This is a genomic window from Nocardia vaccinii NBRC 15922, assembly GCF_001613305.1.
GTDB classification, from domain to species: Bacteria; Actinomycetota; Actinomycetes; order Mycobacteriales; family Mycobacteriaceae; genus Nocardia; species Nocardia vaccinii.
On the sequence record NZ_BDCC01000005.1, the window covers coordinates 327223 to 344315 of the forward strand.

Annotated in this window: 18 protein-coding genes; 7 read left to right on the forward strand and 11 right to left on the reverse strand. The window is 67.7% G+C overall.

Features of this window, described 5'->3' with window-relative positions:
- Positions 1-14: 14 nt before the first annotated feature.
- From rraA to NV1_RS02445, 6 genes are all read right to left on the reverse strand, one after another.
- The gene (gene rraA, locus NV1_RS02420; protein ID WP_067884915.1) at positions 15-500 is read right to left on the reverse strand and encodes a ribonuclease E activity regulator RraA; all 486 of its coding nucleotides are present in this window, start codon (positions 498-500) and stop codon (positions 15-17) included.
- A 297-nt stretch (positions 501-797) separates the two neighbouring features.
- Positions 798-1739 carry a CopD family protein gene (locus tag NV1_RS02425; protein ID WP_084524986.1) on the reverse strand — a complete coding sequence of 314 codons (942 nt, stop codon included), beginning with the start codon at positions 1737-1739 and terminating at the stop codon, positions 798-800.
- Positions 1736-2347 carry a copper resistance CopC family protein gene (locus NV1_RS02430; protein ID WP_067884917.1) on the reverse strand — a complete coding sequence of 204 codons (612 nt, stop codon included), beginning with the start codon at positions 2345-2347 and terminating at the stop codon, positions 1736-1738. Before NV1_RS02430 ends, NV1_RS02425 begins: the two co-directional genes overlap by 4 nt.
- The gene (locus tag NV1_RS02435) at positions 2344-2997 is read right to left on the reverse strand and encodes a YcnI family copper-binding membrane protein (protein ID WP_067884919.1); all 654 of its coding nucleotides are present in this window, start codon (positions 2995-2997) and stop codon (positions 2344-2346) included. The genes NV1_RS02430 and NV1_RS02435 overlap by 4 nt, the downstream gene beginning before the upstream one ends.
- Positions 2998-3050: 53 nt before the next feature.
- On the reverse strand, positions 3051-3587 hold the full coding sequence (locus tag NV1_RS02440; protein WP_067884921.1) for a hypothetical protein: 537 nt from the start codon (positions 3585-3587) through the stop codon (positions 3051-3053).
- Between the two features lie 86 nt (positions 3588-3673).
- Entirely contained in the window at positions 3674-4315 is a 642-nt protein-coding gene (locus tag NV1_RS02445; protein ID WP_067884923.1) for a DUF6474 family protein, read from the reverse strand.
- Positions 4316-4923: 608 nt separating this feature from the next.
- Between NV1_RS02445 and NV1_RS02450 the strand changes: the two genes are divergently transcribed.
- The 3 genes from NV1_RS02450 to NV1_RS02460 all read left to right on the forward strand — a co-directional run bounded on the left by NV1_RS02450 (position 4924) and on the right by NV1_RS02460 (position 9047).
- Positions 4924-6600 carry a TM0106 family RecB-like putative nuclease gene (locus tag NV1_RS02450; RefSeq protein WP_157116428.1) on the forward strand — a complete coding sequence of 559 codons (1677 nt, stop codon included), beginning with the start codon at positions 4924-4926 and terminating at the stop codon, positions 6598-6600.
- Positions 6597-8570, forward strand: coding sequence for a molecular chaperone HtpG (gene htpG / locus NV1_RS02455; RefSeq protein ID WP_067884927.1), 1974 nt, complete (start codon positions 6597-6599; stop codon positions 8568-8570). The genes NV1_RS02450 and htpG overlap by 4 nt, the downstream gene beginning before the upstream one ends.
- 276 nt (positions 8571-8846) lie before the next feature.
- Complete coding sequence (locus tag NV1_RS02460; RefSeq protein WP_067884929.1) at positions 8847-9047, forward strand: cold-shock protein; 201 nt, start codon at positions 8847-8849, stop codon at positions 9045-9047.
- A 106-nt stretch (positions 9048-9153) separates the two neighbouring features.
- Here the strand turns inward: NV1_RS02460 and NV1_RS02465 are convergent, their stop codons facing one another.
- On the reverse strand, positions 9154-9921 hold the full coding sequence (locus NV1_RS02465) for an SDR family NAD(P)-dependent oxidoreductase (protein ID WP_067884931.1): 768 nt from the start codon (positions 9919-9921) through the stop codon (positions 9154-9156).
- Positions 9922-10178: 257 nt separating this feature from the next.
- On the opposite strand from NV1_RS02465, the gene NV1_RS02470 reads away from it, so the two are divergent.
- Positions 10179-10832, forward strand: coding sequence for a TetR/AcrR family transcriptional regulator (locus NV1_RS02470; protein ID WP_067885120.1), 654 nt, complete (start codon positions 10179-10181; stop codon positions 10830-10832).
- A 70-nt stretch (positions 10833-10902) separates the two neighbouring features.
- Here the strand turns inward: NV1_RS02470 and NV1_RS02475 are convergent, their stop codons facing one another.
- The 4 genes from NV1_RS02475 to NV1_RS02490 all read right to left on the reverse strand — a co-directional run bounded on the left by NV1_RS02475 (position 10903) and on the right by NV1_RS02490 (position 14333).
- Positions 10903-11673: a TMEM165/GDT1 family protein gene (locus NV1_RS02475; protein WP_067884933.1), complete on the reverse strand. Its 771-nt coding sequence runs from the start codon at positions 11671-11673 to the stop codon at positions 10903-10905.
- A 531-nt stretch (positions 11674-12204) separates the two neighbouring features.
- The gene (locus NV1_RS02480; RefSeq protein ID WP_067884935.1) at positions 12205-12732 is read right to left on the reverse strand and encodes a peptidase; all 528 of its coding nucleotides are present in this window, start codon (positions 12730-12732) and stop codon (positions 12205-12207) included.
- A 211-nt stretch (positions 12733-12943) separates the two neighbouring features.
- On the reverse strand, positions 12944-13567 hold the full coding sequence (locus NV1_RS02485; RefSeq protein WP_067884937.1) for a superoxide dismutase: 624 nt from the start codon (positions 13565-13567) through the stop codon (positions 12944-12946).
- A 154-nt stretch (positions 13568-13721) separates the two neighbouring features.
- Positions 13722-14333, reverse strand: a complete 612-nt coding sequence (locus tag NV1_RS02490) for a hypothetical protein (protein WP_067884939.1) — start codon at positions 14331-14333, stop codon at positions 13722-13724.
- A 379-nt stretch (positions 14334-14712) separates the two neighbouring features.
- Here NV1_RS02490 and NV1_RS02495 point away from each other — a divergent pair, with 379 nt between their 5' ends.
- The 3 genes from NV1_RS02495 to NV1_RS02505 are packed head-to-tail and all read left to right on the forward strand — an operon-like array spanning position 14713 to position 17010.
- Positions 14713-15069 carry a rhodanese-like domain-containing protein gene (locus NV1_RS02495; RefSeq protein ID WP_157116430.1) on the forward strand — a complete coding sequence of 119 codons (357 nt, stop codon included), beginning with the start codon at positions 14713-14715 and terminating at the stop codon, positions 15067-15069.
- A 16-nt stretch (positions 15070-15085) separates the two neighbouring features.
- Positions 15086-16216 carry a DUF4328 domain-containing protein gene (locus NV1_RS02500; RefSeq protein ID WP_084524988.1) on the forward strand — a complete coding sequence of 377 codons (1131 nt, stop codon included), beginning with the start codon at positions 15086-15088 and terminating at the stop codon, positions 16214-16216.
- Positions 16213-17010, forward strand: a complete 798-nt coding sequence (locus tag NV1_RS02505) for a glycerophosphodiester phosphodiesterase (RefSeq protein ID WP_067884943.1) — start codon at positions 16213-16215, stop codon at positions 17008-17010. Before NV1_RS02500 ends, NV1_RS02505 begins: the two co-directional genes overlap by 4 nt.
- Positions 17011-17093 lie beyond the last annotated feature (83 nt).

The window sequence follows — 17093 nt, forward strand, 5'->3', positions numbered from 1 at the left end:
GCCGCGGAGCGGGCTCATTCGGCGCGCACGACGATTCCGTCGTGATCGCTGTAGAGCATCTCGCCGGGAACGAAGGTGACGCCGCCGAATTCGACGGGCACATCGCGTTCGCCGGAACCGGTCTGGGTGCTCTTGCGCGGGTTGGTGCCCAGGGCCTTGAGACCGATGTCCAGGGTGCGCAGGATCGCGGAATCGCGGACCGCGCCGTTGACCACGACGCCGGACCAGCCGTTGCTCACCCCGCGCCCGGCGATGATGTCCCCGACCAGTGCGGTGTGCACGCCGGCACCGCCGTCGACCACCAGCACCCGGCCCTCGCCCGGTTCGCCCAGGGTCTGTTTGACCAGGAGGTTGTCCTGGAAACAGCGGATCGTGACGATGCGGCCCGCGAACGCCTCGCGACCGCCGAACTGCGTGAACTGTGTGTCACAACTGCGGATCTCGGGACCGATCTCATCGGCGAGGTCTGCGGTGGCGACGGTATTGGCTGATTCGGTCACGGCTGCAAGCTTGCCATGGTGCCTGTCGGCGTTCCCTGAGACCTTTCTGCGAGCTTCGTCCGGGGCGCGCGGGCGGTCGGTGCGCAGACCCGGTGGCCGGGATCCGCACACCCGGCCGGGCCTTGCCGAACGCGGACTCGGACCGGGCCAGGCCGGGTGTCCGGATGAGCCGGGCCCTGCGGCCACGGCATGCCGGAGCCGACTTCAGGTCGCGTGCTGAACTCGTGGTGTCCGGGTGCGCCGTGTCTGCGGCCGAGTTCCCGGACCGGCGTTCTGCCGGACCGGGCGGACCGGCGCTCAGGCCGTGACGGACAGGGTGGCGGCCAGTCCGAACACCACCGCGATCGCCACGACCTCGATCACCGCGCGACGCAGCGAACCGTCCGCGGACAGGCGATGGTCCCCGGCCGCCGGCACCCAGCTGCGGCGCCACCACCAGCCCAGGACCAGCAGTCCGCCGAGAAGGACAGCCTTCGCCAGCAGGATCCGGCCGTAACCGGTGTCCACCAGGGGTGTCAGTCCGCCGACTTTGACCAGTCCGTCGATGATGCCGCTGGTCCCGACCGCGGCGACCGCGGGCAGCGCCCAGGCCGAATATCGCGGCAGCACCCGGGCCCACTCCCCGCGCGAACGCAGTACCAGGGCCAGGGCCAGCAGCAGCCCGAACCAGGCCGCCGCGCCCAGCACATGCACGGCCGCGAAGACCGCGCCCAGCGGTTGCTGAGCCATATGCCCGGTGATCGGCCGCAACTCGAGGGTCACGGCCGCGAACATCAGCACCAGGTCGACGGCGGCCCGGTCCGGCTGCCGGTGGGCCAGGGCGCAGTATCCGGTCACCACGGCGGTCCCGACCAGGATCGCGATGCCGACCTGTCCGCTGCTGACGTGGGCCAGATACGTGCCGAACTCCCCGGTGCCCAACCGGCTCACCGGTACCCCGACGACCTGGGCGGCCGCACAGGCCAGCACCACGAATTCCAGGACGGTCCAGATTCCGCCGACCACGGCCAGTTGCCGCCACGGCGGATCGATCCTGCGGTGCAGCCGTGGCAGCGCGGCCAGGCCGACCACGGTGGCCCCGGCGCAGTCCGCCAGAGCGCGGACCGGCGCCTCGGACTGCAGCGGGTCCGGCGCGGCCAGCGCCCAGGCCAGGACCGTGCCCAGCACAGCGGCCGGGACGACCAGCAACAATGCCGACCGCAGGGCGGGTGAACCGCCGCCGGTCGTCTTCCCGCTCACCGCTTACTCGTCTGTCTCCGCCGACGCCGTACGCGGGGCCCGCCGTGGTTACCCGAGCCGCCTCCTCCGGGCCCGTTGCTCCCGGCGCGCTTCCCGCCGAGCAGTGCGAAGGCCAGTCCGCCGCCGAACAGCACGATCGCCCCGACGATGAACACCCAGACCGGAACCCCGCCGGACCCGCTACCGCTGCCGGAACTGCTCGCGTTGGCCTTCGGTCCGGGGGTCCCGTGACCGGCCGTGGTGAGGGTGAAGCTGCGGGTCCCGCTGACCGGATGGCCGTCCGCGGAGGTCACCCGGTAGGCCATCGTGTACTTGCCCGCCGGACCGAGTTCGCGGACCGCGATGCTGACGCGCGGACCGTCCACGACGGGCTGCCCCTCGGACCACAGATTGCCGTCCGGGCCGACCACGGTCACCGACGGGAAACTGGGCTGCAGATTCTCGTTGAACGTGAACGTCGCCCGGGCCGGTCCGGCGGACAGCTGCGCGCCGTCCGCCGGATCGACCGAGACGAGGACCGAATGCGCCGCGGCAGGACCGGCCCCCAGAACGGCCGGTCCGGCGGCCAGCAGCGCGATCACGACCGCGCCGAGCGTTCGGCGGATCATGAGCGCCGACCCCGGATCAGCGCGCCCAGACCCAGGGCCGCGCCGAGCGCGCCCAGGGCGAGTCCGATGCCGCCGAGCCAGCGGGCGGTGGAATCGGACTCGGATGTGGTGGCCGCCGCGGTCGCGGCGCTCATCGGGTGCTCGTCGTCGGATCCGGCCGCGGCCAGGCTCAGCGTCGGAACCGGATTGTCCGGCTCCTTGCCGTCCGGCCCGGTCGGCTGATTCCAGCTGACGACCTTGCCGTCGCTGTAGGTCTGCACGGCCGGGAATTCGGCGTGATCCTGTTTGGGCAGCGGAGCGACCAGCACTGTGAACTGCTGGAACTGATTCGGCGCGATCCCCGGGGTGCCGGGGTCGGCGGTCCAGGTGACGGTCGTGTACTGATTCTTGTCGTTCTTGTCCAGTTTGGCGGTCCAACCCGGAAGCGGCTGGGTGCGGGCCGCGTCCACCGCGGGCAGGGTGACCGCGAGGCTGGTCGTGGACGCGGTCTCGGATTCGTCGGGGACACGGAAGGTCAGGACGGCGTCGCCGCCCTGCGTCGCGCCCGGCGACGTGACGTGGACGTGGGCGGCGGCGGTGCCGGTCCCGAGTAGGGCCAGTCCGGCCGCGGCGCCCGTCGTGAGCAGGGCGCGCGAAATTCCGATGGGCATGAGGGTGTGTGCTTTCTGCGTGGAAAGGGTGATGGGGGAGTGATCCGCGGTGATCAGACCGGCATCGGCGGGGCGCGCGAGCCCAGGGCTCCGGCATGCAGAAAGCGGTGAACGTGGGAGGGCTCGTCGAGCCAGCGGGGCGCGCGAGGTGCGGGCGGCAGCGGTTGCGCCGGTCCGATCAGGGTGCGGACCGCCCGGGAGACCACCGTGTACAGCCGCTCGGCGGCGGCGATGAGGATCGCGCAGACCAGCGTCGCGAGCGCGTGCGCCGCGGCCATCGGACCGTTGGGCAGACCCGCGGTGGCCAGGAATGTGCCTGCCACACCGCAGGAATCGCGGCCCGCGGTCATCGGGTCCGGCCCGGCCGGGACGGACAGTGCCAGATGCGCGGCCAGCTGTCCGGCGGCCAAGGCGGCCAGAAGGGCTGCGCGCGAGGGGGTTCCGGCCGGAACCGGCAGCAGGGTCGCGATAGCGCCGACTCCGGCGGCGGCGCACAGCAGCAGGGTCAGCGGCGCGGATCCGGGCCAGGCGCCCCCGGCCAGTCCGTGCGCGGCCACGGCGAGGGCGGCGACCGTCGCGCCGACGAGCACACCACGAAAGGGTCCGGCGGCCGGTCGGCCTCCGGACCCCGGTGCTGGCGTGCGACGCATCGCCGGTCGGTCGTTCGGTGTACGGGTCAGCGCACGCCCAGGCGTGCGAGCACGTCGGATTCGACGCCGGACAGCTCATTGGAGATGGAGGTGTGCACCGCGCGGCGGCGGGGGGCGGGCATCTGCTCGGCGGTGCGGACCGCGGCGGTCAGGCTGTTCAGCCGGTCCCGCGAGGCGGTGACGAACCGCTGGGTCTCGGTGTCCTTGGCGGAGGAGTCGGCGATTTTCGACAGCGCCGACTCCGCACCGCTGATTCGCGCCTGCAGGCGCGCGCCGTGTCCGGAGAAGTCGCCGAGTTCGTCCAGCCCGATGCCGAGGCGCTGAGCGCGGCGGGCGTCGATCTGCCCGCGCAGGAAGGTCGCGGCCCGGTAGGCCAGCGGTGCGAGCACCGGGATCAGCACCCGGGCCACGCCCAGATATTTCTTGACCTGTCCGGCGCTGAAAAGGTCCCGCTCGGCCTTCTCGGCCGTCTTCAGCGCGGCCTTCTCCTCGGCCTTGAGTGTCGAGATCTGCTGTTTGGCCACCGCGCGCTGAGTGCGGGCCTCCTCCCGATCACGTTTGCGCTCGTTGCGCGCGGAGAGTTTGGCCTCCAGCCCGGCCTTGTGCTTGAGGGCCTTCGCCTCGGCTTTGCGGTCCGCGCGCCGCTTGCGCTTGGTGAACAACCCCATTGCAGCCTCCTGAATTCTCGGCCTCCGCTTCGCTACGGCGGGGTTCGCGGCCCCCGAGGCTTGCCGTTCCGGGGCCGCCGCTTGCTGCTTCGTCGCATGCGCGGCGCCCCCGGAACGGTGAGCCGGCCGCAAACCCGTTGAGGTTGCGCAGTGCCGTGTCGCCGTTGGTTCGCGGTGGCCTACCGGCCAGTTTTGCGTGGTACGTACTCGTGAAATGTATACCCGACTCGGGTCGTCGTAGCACTACAGCATGCGAGTGGGTGTGCGCTCGCCGCACGCGGCGCACCCGCGCCCTGGAACGCCAACAAGTGACACCCAGGCCCGTTTCACCGTGGACCACGTCAACCCCGAAGGCCGCGGCCCGGGTCGATTCTGGACTGACCGGAGCGGAGGAGCGAAGCGGGGGAGCGGAGGGAGGGAAGAATCGGCCCCTCGGGGGCCGCGGCCCGCCGGAGCGAAGCGGAGGCCGAAAATAGAGCCTGTCGGTGGTGGGGACCATACTGCTAGGTGTGGAATCGGGCAGTGGTGACCGAGAAGGTCTCGAGGACAACGGTGATCCGGCGCGGCGGCCAACGGCTTCGGTTCGAGGTGGCGGGTCCGATTCCGGTGTGTCGGATGGGGAACGGAGTGGGCGGGCGGCCTTTCTGGACGCGCGGTCGCTGATCGGGTGCCGGCATCGATTGCATCTGACGGCCACCCATCCGGAGGTGCTGGCGGGGGTCGCCGAGGATGTGGGAGTGCGGCAGCGGCGTGATGCGGCCGTCGCGCATCGGGAGCATGTGCGCGACACGTTGGTCGCGGCGCAGCCCGAGCGGTGGGTGGTGATCGATCCGGCGCAGCCCGCGTCGGTGCGCGCGGAGGCGACGATTCAGGCATGCGGCCAAGGGGCGCAACGTATCTGGGGTGCGGTAATGCCCCAGGAGTTCGACACCGGGCGGCGCGGGGGTTCGGAGATTCTGCTGCGGGACGAGATGCGCGGCGGGTACATCCCCGTGATCGTGGTCAATCACAAGGTGACCGATGCGCGTCAGCCCGATCCGGCCGACCATCATCCGCTGACTTCCGATCTGTACCAATGGAATCCGCAGCCGGATCGGCATGTGCGCACTCGCCCGCAGCCGCGCGACCAGCAGCGCCTCGCACATCTGTATCGCATGTTGCAGCGGCACGGCCTGGCCAGTCCGGCCCTGGTCGGTGGGGCGATCGGCCTGGCCTTCGATCGCATTCTGATCCACGATCTGGCCGGACTGCTCGACGATTACGACCACCGCTACGCCGACCGGATCGCGGTGATCCGCGGCGAACTGCCCACGGTGCCGTCCAAGGTGCCCGAATGCCGTCAGTGCCCGTGGTGGTCTCGTTCGGGTACTCCCGATGATCGCAGTTGTGAGCGCTGGCTGCTCGAACATCACGACGTCAGCCTGGTCGCGCCCGGCTCCCGCGCGGAACTGCTGCGCCGGCACGATGTGGAGACCGTCGAGGATCTGGCCGGATGGACCGGGGAGGAGCCCGAGGACTGGCAGTACGAGCCGTTCGCGGAGGCCGTGGTCACCGCTCGCGCCTGGATCTCCGGCGCTCCGCTGGTCCGGCGGGTCGAGCGGTTGCAGGTGCGCCGCGCGGACGTCGAGGTGGATGTGGATCTGGAGAGTTATCAGGAGTACGGCGCCTACCTGTGGGGCACCCTGCTGGACGGGGTGTACCGGCCGTTCGTCACTTGGGATCCGGTTCCGACGACCGATGAGGCTCGCTCGTTCGCCGAATTCTGGACCTGGCTGATGGCCCGGCGTGCCGAGGCCGCCGCGACCGGGAAAACCTTTGCCGCCTATTGCTATTCGCGTAACGCCGAGGACAAATGGATGTACGAGTCGGCGCGCCGGTTCGCGGGTATACCGGGCGTGCCCACCGAACAGCAGGTGCGCGAATTCGTGGACGGCCCGGAATGGGTGGATATGTTCCAAGTGGTCTCCGAACAGTTCATCTGCCCGAACGGCAAGGGTTTGAAGAAGGTCGCACCGGTCGCCGGATTCGCCTGGCGCGATGCCGAGGCCAGCGGTGAGGCGTCGATGAGCTGGTACCGGCTCGCGGTCGGTTACGACGACGGCGCGATCGATCTCACCCAGCGCACCAGGCTGCTGGAATACAACGAGGACGACGTGCGCGCGACACAGGCGCTGCGCGAATGGATGGTCCCGTCGGCGCCCGGCGGCCGCAGCGCCGAGGCCGAGGTGCCGAGCATGGCGGACTTTCGCGAGCCCGATCGAGCTCGTCGTACTATCGGCACGTGACTGAGCATGTCGAGAAACTCGAGTTTCAGGCCGAGACCCATCAGCTTCTGGAATTGATGATCCACTCGGTCTACTCGAACAAGGACACATTCCTGCGGGAACTGATCTCCAACGCCTCCGATGCCCTGGACAAGCTGCGCCTGCTGTCCTATCAGGACAAGGATCTCGAGGTCGACACCGCCGATCTGCACATCGAGCTGGAGGTCGACAAGGACAACCGGATCCTGACCGTCCGTGACAACGGCGTCGGCATGTCGCGCGCCGAAGTGGTGGATCTGATCGGCACGCTGGCCAGGTCCGGTACCGCCCAGCTGCGCAAACAACTGCTCGAGGCCAAGCCCGACCAGGCGGCCGAGGAGCTGATCGGCCAGTTCGGCATCGGTTTCTATTCGACCTTCATGGTGGCCGACAAGGTCGTTCTGACCACTCGCAAAGCCGGTGAATCCGAGGCGACCCGCTGGGAGTCGGAGGCCGGTTCGTCGACCTACACCATCGAGACCCTCGACTCCGCACCGCAGGGCACCGCGGTTTCGCTGCATCTGATGCCCGCCGACGAGGACGATCACCTCTTCGATTACACCCAGGAGTGGAAGCTCCGGGAGATCGTCAAGAAGTATTCGGATTTCATCGCCTGGCCGATTCGTATGCAGGTTGAGCGAACGGTGACCGAGGGTGACGGGGAGGAGAAGGAAGAGAAGACGATCCTCGAGGATCAGACCCTCAATTCGCAGAAGGCGCTGTGGACGCGCCCGCGCAGTGAGGTCTCCGACGAGGAGTACAAGGAGTTCTACAAGCACGTCTCGCACGCCTGGGACGATCCGCTCGAGATCATCCCGTTCAAGGCCGAGGGCACGTTCGAATACCAAGCGCTGCTGTTCATTCCGTCGCAGGCGCCCTTCGATCTGTTCATGCGCGAGCATCAGCGCGGCGTGCAGCTGTACGTGCGTCGGGTGTTCATCATGGACAACTGCGAAGAGCTGATGCCGGAGTACCTGCGCTTCGTCAAGGGTGTGGTCGACGCACAGGACCTCTCGCTCAACGTTTCCCGCGAGATCCTGCAGCAGGACAGGCAGATCCAGGCGATCCGCAAACGGCTGGTGCGCAAGGTGCTCTCGACGGTCAAGGATCTGCAGCAGGCCTCGGGGGAGGACACGGCCGAGACTTCCGCCTATCAGAAGTTCTGGGCCGAGTTCGGGCGAGTTCTCAAGGAGGGCTTGCTGTCCGACTTCGACAATCGCGAAACCCTGTTGCAGGTCTCGTCTTTCGCCTCCACGCATGCGGAGGACAAGCCCACCACGCTCGCGGACTACGTCTCGCGCATGGCCGAGGGCCAGGACAAGATCTACTACATGACCGGCGAATCGCGTCGGCAGATCGAATCCTCGCCGCATATGGAGGCGTTCAAGGCCAAGGGCCTCGAGGTACTGGTGCTCACCGATCCGGTCGACGAGATGTGGGTCGGTCAGGTCCCCGAATTCGACGGTAAGGCGTTCCAGTCCATCGCCAAGGGTGAGGTGGATCTGGAGTCCGAGGAGGAGAAGAAGGCCTCCGAGCAGCTGCGCGAGCAGCAGGACAAGGATTTCGGTGAGGTCTGCGACTGGTTGCGGAAGACCTTGGACGACAGCGTCAAGCAGGTCCGGCTCAGCTCGCGGCTGACCACCTCGCCCGCCTGCCTGGTCGGGGACGTCTTCGATTTCACCCCGCAGCTCGAGCGGATGTATCGCGCGTCGGGGCAGGCGCTTCCGGAATCCAAGCGGATCCTGGAGCTGAACCCGACCCATCCGCTGGTCACCGGACTGCGCGAGGCCTATGTGAAGGACAAGGAGTCCGCTGATGCCGGCGACTCCGCCGAACTCGCCGAGACCGCCGAATTGCTCTATGGCACAGCGGTTCTCGCCGAGGGCGGGGAATTGAAGGATCCGGCGCGTTTCGCCGGAATCCTCACCGACCGGCTGACTCGCACACTGTAGATATTCCGTACGCACGGGCTCCCGTCTCGACGGCGGGGCCCGTGCGCCGAATATGTGATCCAGATCACTGTCTTGGTGATCTCGGGAACTCGGCCCGCGACCAGGGGGTTGTACATATTGGTCGCAGTTTTTGTGTGCTCGTGTTTCAACATGCTCGCGCGGAACATTGTGCGGGCGTCGCTTCTCCTTGCCGGGCAAGTAGTAGTCGCCGTCTCGATGCGACCACCCGGTCATCGCGGTCCGCGGCGATCGGACAACACCTCGTCAGGAGAAATAATGGTTCAGGGAACCGTGAAGTGGTTCAACGCGGAGAAGGGCTACGGCTTCATCTCCCACGACGGCGGCGCCGACGTTTTCGTGCACTACTCGGAGATCGAGGGCAACGGATACCGTGCGCTCGAGGAGGGACAGAACGTCACCTTCGAGATCACCCAGGGCAAGAAGGGCCCGCAGGCTTCCGGCGTCCGCGCCCAGTAGTCGTCGATCCCGGACGTCCGGCCCGGGATCCGACTGCGTGTCGCGCGGTCGAACGACATCAGGCCCGCACCGGATTTCCGGTGCGGGCCTGACGTTTTCGGCATGATTACCGTGGCGCCATGCGTAGTGCGCCGTCCATGCGGAAGGTCTCGCCGTTGAGGTAGTCGTGCTCGGTGATGTACTGCGCCAGCTGCGCGTACTCGTCCGGTCGACCCAGCCGCGAGGGGAAGGGCACACCGGCCTCGAGGCCCTTGCGGTACTCCTCGGTGACACCGGCCAGCATCGGAGTGTCGATGATGCCGGGGGCGATGGTGTTCACCCGGATGCCGAATTGTGCCAGGTCACGCGCGGCCGGGACGGTCATCCCCGCGACGCCGCCCTTGGACGCGGAGTAGGCGATCTGGCCGATCTGGCCCTCGAAGGCCGCCACCGACGCGGTGTTGATCACCACACCGCGTTGGCCGTACTCGTCGACCGGCTCGGTCTTGGAGATCGCGTCGGCGGCCACGCGCATCACGTTGAACGTACCGAGCAGGTTCACCGTGATCACCGTGCGGAACAGCTCCAGGTCGTGCGGGCCGTTCTTGGACAGGATCCGGCCCGCCCAACCGACCCCGGCGCAGTTGACCACGATGCGCAGCGGGACGCCGGATTCGACGACCGTCGTGACCGAGGCGGTGACATCCTCGCCGCTGGTCACATCGGTGGGAAGCAGGATGACACCGGCGGGCACGCTGTCACCTGCCCGTTCGATCGACTGCTGCAGATCGAATCCGAATACGGTCGCGCCCTGGTCGGCGAACCGCTTGGCGGTCGCGGCACCCAGGCCGGACGCAGCGCCGGTGATGATTGCGGCAGAGCCCGAAATCTCCACGGTGTTTGGTCCTCTCGTTGGTGACGGCCCTTCGCTGGCCTTTCGTCAATAGGCACAGTAACCGCCCTACCTACCGGTCTACTTTCGGCCTCCGCTTCGTCGGTGCGGAGCTGCCCGGCGTGCCAGAACACGAACATCAATCGTCGACCGGTTCCGCTCACCCCGGATGACGCCGCCCCTTGGCCGCGGCCCGCCGGAGCGAAGCGAAGGCAGAAGATACTGTAGGAAAACCGCTCGTGAGCAACGGAGTCGCATCGATGTCAGACCCGGCCGTGACCAGCCGACAGCTGCCCCGGGGCCGTCACGGCCTGCCGAGGGAGACGGTGATCGCCTCCCAGCGCGACCGGATTCTGAGCGCGATGGCACATGCGATGACCGAAAACGGTTATGTGGGAACGTCTGTCGCGACGATCATCAAACGGGCCGGCGTATCGCGGGAGACGTTCTACGAGCAGTTCCGTTCCAAGGAGGACTGTTTCGAGGCCGCCTACGAGCGAGCCGCCCAACTTCTGCTCGAACGGATCGTCGAGGCGACCGGAACGCTGCGGGACGTACCGGTCACCCGCGAACAGCGAATCGAGGCGATGCTCGGCGCCTATTTGAGCGGGCTGGCCGCCGATCCCGCCGACGCACGCCTGTTCCTCATCGAGGTCTACGCCGTCGGCCCCGCGGCCATCGCTCGACGGGGCGAACTACAGGAATCGTTCACCGCCATGGTCGCCGACATTCTCGACGCTCACACCGCGGAACAGTATTTCGCCTGCCAGACCCTGGTCGCAGCGGTCAGCGCGATGGTTACCGCCCGAGTCGCGGCCGATGATCTGGACGGTTTGCAGGCGTTGCACGGGCCGCTGCTCGAACTTCTGCGCCGCAGCGGAGATCTGTTCGGGTCCCCGGAGACCTCCCGCTAGAAGACAAATCCGGACAACTGATTTCAGCAGTACCTGGGTAGCTGAAGTCGCGGAGAGGCGGGGGAGCATCTCACCGAGTACGCCCAGAAGGCTCCTCCGTATTCGACCGTCGGCCCGAAGTGTCGGTCTCCACGCACTCGACGGCGCGCTGAAGGCGCGGAGAGGCGGAGGAGCTCAGCATCCACAGCACCGCGCCCGCCAGCGCGGGGGCCAGCAGGGAGATCGCGTATTCGGTCAGCCGACCCAGGTCGGGGGCGAAGGTCGAGAGCAGGGTGGCCGCGGCGATATAGAGGAACAGCAGGCCCGAGCCGATCGCGATGGCGCGTTCGGGGACGTGCTTGCCGAGCAGAATGCCCAGCGCGATGGCACCGCCGCCCGCGGCCACCATGCCCACGACCGAGCCGATCCACACCGCGACCCAGTTGTGGTTCGAGGCCAGGGCGATGATGGCGAACATGGTGCGGTCGCCCAGCTCGGCCAGCAGGAATGCGGACAGGACCATGAAGAACACCCGCACCGGGGAGCGTGCGCCGGAATCCTTCTCGGCGAACTCGGCGGCCTCGTCGGCGTCGGCCTGAATTGTTTCGCGCAGGGTCCACAGGCCGACGGCGAGCAGAACGACCGCGGTGATCACGGCGATGGCATTGGTCGGCAGTGCCGCACCCAGGAAATGTCCGACGCCCACGGCGATCAGGTTGACCGCGATGCTGGCCGCGGTGATTCCGGCGAGCACGACCCACCACTGATGGCGCAACGCGAAAGTCAGGGCCATGAGCTGCGATTTGTCGCCCAGTTCGGCGAGGAACAAGATGCCGAAACTCAGCAATATCGTGGCGATCATTCTCTGTGCTCCCAGGTCTCCGGCCTGCCGGCCGCAGACGGGACGTCTCCGGCCGGCAACGCACCCGAAATTTCGGTTGGTTGGTTATCGGCCGAAGGTCTCGCCCACCGGGCGGGCGGATTCCCTGCACCGCCGCGACGCCGGTTCACGTGGCCGGACCCGGTTGGATCAGTATGTCGACCACGCGATTGGGGGCTACTCCCCTTCGCTGTGAGCAAGCCTATCCTAATCTGCCCTGGCTGCCAACCTCCTGTAATCGAAATCGCAATGGGCGCAATAAGTTTGGCGATCCTGTCCGAATTTTTCGGTTACCCTCACGCGGTATCCAGGGTGGCCTGACCGCTCCTGTGGTCACGCGCGCTGCCGCCTCCGCGCCTGACCGCTCATGCTGTGTCCGACGTCGGCATTCCCGGGGCGCTCTGTGGTTACGCGCGCTGCCGCCTCCGCGCCTGACCGCTCATGCTGTGTCCGACGTCGGCATTCCCGGGGCGCTACGTGGTTACGCGCGCTGCCGCCTCCGCGCCTGACCGCTCATGCCGCGATCAACATGGCCAGAACCGCGGTATCGGGGTCGCTGATCGGGTCCACGCCGACCCGGCTGACCATCGAGGTCACCGTGCCGTCCGACTCGGCCTCCACCCAGGCCGCGCGATGCTGCAGCCCCAGATGCGGCACCCCGGGCAGCAGTACGCAACCCGATGCCGCCCCACTGCATTCGGGCAGGGACGGGCTGGTTTCCGAGGGGGGATGCAACATCATCAGCGCGGGCGGCACGTGCCGGGCGAATCGACCGGGCTCGAGCGCCTGCTCGCCCAGCACCGGGCCCTCGGCCAGGACCAAGCCGACCGTGCCGGGTTCGGGATCGTCGGGAAGATCCTCGCGAGCACCGAAAACGGTAGTGGTGGTGAGAATGCCCGGCAACGTCGCCACCCGTACGGCCAGCACCAGCAGTTGCGCCCACTCCTTGGTGGTATCCGGCCAGCGGCCCCCGATGAGAAATCCCCGCAGTGATCCGTGCGCCTGGAATGGCGTGACTCGAACCTGATCGTTCGTGTGCATCGTGGCCTCCCGAATCTGTCCGGGATGGCTGCCGGAATAGCGAGCCGTCCTGAAGTTGTGAGTACCCGAGAATGGACCGAACAATGTCTGGCACACAAGTACCAGAGAGTGCTAAGGCGCAGGTAACAGCGCTGAAACATGAAACGGGCCCGCGAACCGAATGGTTCGCGGGCCCGTACGTGAGGTGTGCGCCGGAGTTCCGGCAGCCCGATCAGCCGAAGACCAGACCCTTGGCCTGGGCGGTCGCCCGAGCGAAACGCTCCTGCACGTCGGCCCAGTTGACCACGTTCCAGAACGCCTTCACGTAGTCGGCCTTCACGTTCTTGTACTGCAGGTAGAACGCGTGCTCCCACATGTCGACCTGCAGCAGCGGGATGATGCCCAGCGGCACGTTGGCCTGCTGGTCGTACAGCTGGAAGGTCAGCAGCTTCTGGCCCAGCTGGTCGTAGCCCAGCACGGCCCAGCCCGAACCCTGCAGGCCGTTGGCCGCGGCGGTGAACTGCGCGCGGAACTTGTCGAACGAGCCGAACTGGTCGTCGATGGCCGCGGCCAAGTCGCCGACCGGCTTGTCGCCGCCGTTCGGGGACAGGTTCTTCCACCAGATGGTGTGGTTGACGTGACCGCCCAGGTGGAAGGCCAGGTTCTTCTCGTTCAGGAAGATCGCGCCGTGGTCACCGGACTCGCGGGCCGCCTCCAGCTTCTCGAGTGCGGCGTTGGCGCCGGCGACATATGCGGCGTGGTGCTTGGAATGGTGGAGTTCGTTGATCTGCCCGGAGATGTGCGGCTCCAGAGCGCCGTAGTCGTAATCCAGATCTGGCAGCGTGTACTCAGCCACGATGTCCCTTCCGTCGTATGTCAGGCCGTCTGCACCCGGACTTGCCGAGCGCACCCAACCATCATTCGTACACCCGCTTCTGTGCAACCGGCGGCCGTGCCCCCGGAATTCCTGATGAACGGAAGATTCCCGGCGATCGGAATCGCTTGCGGCGCTACATCGGCGGTGCGACGTCCGGCAGCATGGTGCGTGGATCGCAAGCGTCGTGCGCCTTCCACCAGCGCGCACCACCGGCGATGAACTCCGCGAGCGGAATCTCGCGGCCGTCGGAGGTGGCGATCGAGACGCCCTCGAACCAGATCCGCACATCCAGCTCGCGCGGGTCGATACCCTCCTGCTGGGAGAACTCCAGCAGATGGCTGCCCGGCTCGGCGCTGATGGTGCTGTCGAAGCTCAGCAGCTCGCGCCACAGCGCCCAGCCGCTGTCGTCGGCATCGACGAAATCCCAGCCGTGCAGGGCGCCGCCGCCGAATCCGGCGATGGCCTCGCCGAGGGTTTCCAAGGTGAGTGGGAAGACCTGCGGTTCGGCATCGTCCCAGCGCTGCATGCGCAGCGAGGCGGCGATTCGGCTGACGCCGGTGAGTGTCAGGTACACCCGGTGATCCGTGGGCGGTGGCCCATCGGTGGGGAGGGTCAGCACCTCGAGTTCGAGTCGAACCCGCCCGGCCTCGGCGTCGGGCACGAGGCCCAGACAGGTGCCTTCGGCGAGTGCTGTGTTGAGTCCGGCCGTATCCAATCCGTCGAGTAACCCGCGGGTCGCGTCCATATGATCAAGGCTACCGATACCCGGGGACATGTCGGGGATTTCGGCTCGTCACAGGTGTTGCCGGGATTTTTCGAAACCGAGGGAACCGAACGCCGGTGCGCTCCGTCCAAGTAGTTGTCGGGATCTCCCGGCCGCGGTCCCGCCCGCCGGTTCTGCGTGCCGCGGCGGATCCCGTAGAAGGCGGTGGGCGACCGCTCCGGCATGAGGAGGGGAGTTTCGGATCGGTCGCCCACATGCGCTTCTTACTGGTCAGGGGGTTCGGATCGAATCGGTCCGCACGACACTCTCGACCTGTGGATGAGGCTGTGGATATGTGGATAACTCGGCCCAAGTTATCCACACTCTCCACCGGTCCGGGTCCCGTGGCAGGATCGAACACGTGACGAGCCCCGAAATTCCATCGGTGCCGGTGGATGCCGTACCTGCCGAATTCGATGATGCCGGGACCACGCCGGCCCTACTGCTCGACGTCCGGGAGGACGATGAGTGGCAGCTCGGGCACGCACCCGGCGCCGTGCACATCCCCATGGCCGCTATCCCCGCGCGCGCCGACGAGTTGGACTACGAGCGGGAGATCTACGTCGTCTGCCGTCAAGGCGGGCGATCCCTGCAGGTCGTGCGGTATCTGATGCATATCGGATTCGATGCGGTGAATATCTCCGGCGGCATGGTGGCCTGGCAGAAGGCCGGTCGCCCGCTGACCACCGAGGGCGATCACGAGGCGACGATCTACTGATGAGAGGGGGACCGGCATGGCGGTGAGTACGGTGGTACAGCCCTGTGCCCGCTGCGGTGCGCGGTGGGCGGTACAGGGCAGACCCATGCACTGGTGCCCGCGCTGCCGCGGTGTCCTGCTGTCCCCGGCTCCGGTGGACGCCCCGCCGCAGCGGCGTAACTACCGCTGGGTCGCCCGGCCCCCGGGACGTCGCCGACCGCGCGATACCCGCCCGTCGTCCACGAATCTCGCACCCGCTCCGACACCGCGCTACACCGAGATTCCGCGCTGGGGACTGCACGACCGGCCGTACCAGCCGGCGTCGGCCACCCGGTCACGGTTGGCTCGGCTGAGTGATCGGGTCGTGCGGCTGCTGACGACCACGGCGGTGCTGTTCGCCTTAGCCGCGGCCGCCGAATTCGCGCGATATCTGCTGCTCATGCGGAACCGGACGCGATTGATCGAACCGATCGTGGTCTACCTGTCCGACTGGTCGGTGCGGGTCTTCGCCGTGCTGGCCCTGGTGTTCGCGCTGGTGACCGCTGTCGCGCTGGTGGGCTGGCTGATCGAGGCCCGGCGTCGGGCCTACGCCGCCGACGGGCAGCGCGATCCGCGCGGGATGTGGGCGCTGCTGCTGGGCTGTGTGGTCCCCGTGGTGAATCTGCTGTGGCCCGGTGTATTCCTGATCGAGCTGGCCCGCCGGCACGACGATCCGCGCGTGCTGCAGACCGTGCGGATCTGGTGGTCGGTCTGGGTGATCAACGGCGTGATGGCCGTGGTCGCGTTGGGCTTTCGGAGCGCCGATACCTTGCAGGCCCAGGCCAACGGGGTGATTTTCACCGTCTACACCGATCTGGTGGCAACGGCCGTCACGGTCCTGTCGCTCTGGGTGGTGCGCTCGTGCGAGGGGCAGGATCTGCGCGGTCGTCGCCGGTCGGCGCGGCGCTGGGTGGCCACCGGCGGTCCGGTCGTTCCGGTCATCGAACCGGTGCATCCGGCGACTGCGGAGGCCGGATCGGCGGACGCGGATTCCGCCTCGGCCGCGGATGGTCCGAGCGGGGCGGCGGCGGCCCGGCGCGCGGTGGATCCGGAGGTCGTGCAGGATGTGCGTGCGGAGGCCGTGTCGATTGCGGAATCCGAGCCGCAGGAGGAGGTCATGGCGAAGTGAACCAGGACAGTCGTGCGCCGTTCGTCGTCGCGCATCGGGGCGCCTCGGCGGCACGTCCGGAACACACTCTCGCCGCATATGAGCTGGCCCTGCAGGAAGGCGCAGACGGCGTCGAATGTGATGTGCGGCTGACTCGCGACGGCCATCTGGTCTGTGTGCACGACCGCACGGTGGATCGCACCTCCTCGGGGTCCGGGCTGGTCAGCGAGATGAGCCTGGAGGAGTTGCGGGCCCTGGACTTCGGCGCCGACGGTGCGTCTTCCGCGGTGCTGACCCTGAGCGAGTTGATCTCGCTGGTGCTGGATTGGCGCAGTCGGCCGACCAAGCTGTTCATCGAGACCAAACATCCGGTGCGGTATGGCGCGCTGGTGGAGAACAAGGTCCTGGCCGAACTGCAGCGGTTCGGTATCGCGACGCCCGCCTCGGCGGCGCATTCGCGGGCGGTCGTGATGTCCTTCGCCGCGACGGCGGTCTGGCGAATTCGCCGCGCCGCGCCGCTGCTGCCGACGGTGCTGCTCGGTGAGTCGTCCCGCTACCTCGGCGGCAGTGCGGCGACCACGGTCGGCGCGACGGCGGTCGGACCGTCGGTGAAAACCCTGCGCGAACATCCCGACCTGGTCGACAAGGCCGCCGCCGCCGGACGTGCGACGTACTGCTGGACGGTCGACGATTCGGACGATGTGAAGCTGTGCGCCGAACTCGGCGTCAACTGGGTCGCCACCAACCATCCCGGCCGCACGAAGGCGTTGCTGGATGCGCTCGGCCCCCTGCCCGATTCGCAACCGGGCCAGTGAGAGGCCGATAGCTGGGTCACGGCGTGGGCGGCAGGCAACTTCCCGGCGCTCGACGGCACGGTGAATCGCGATCAGGCCGTATC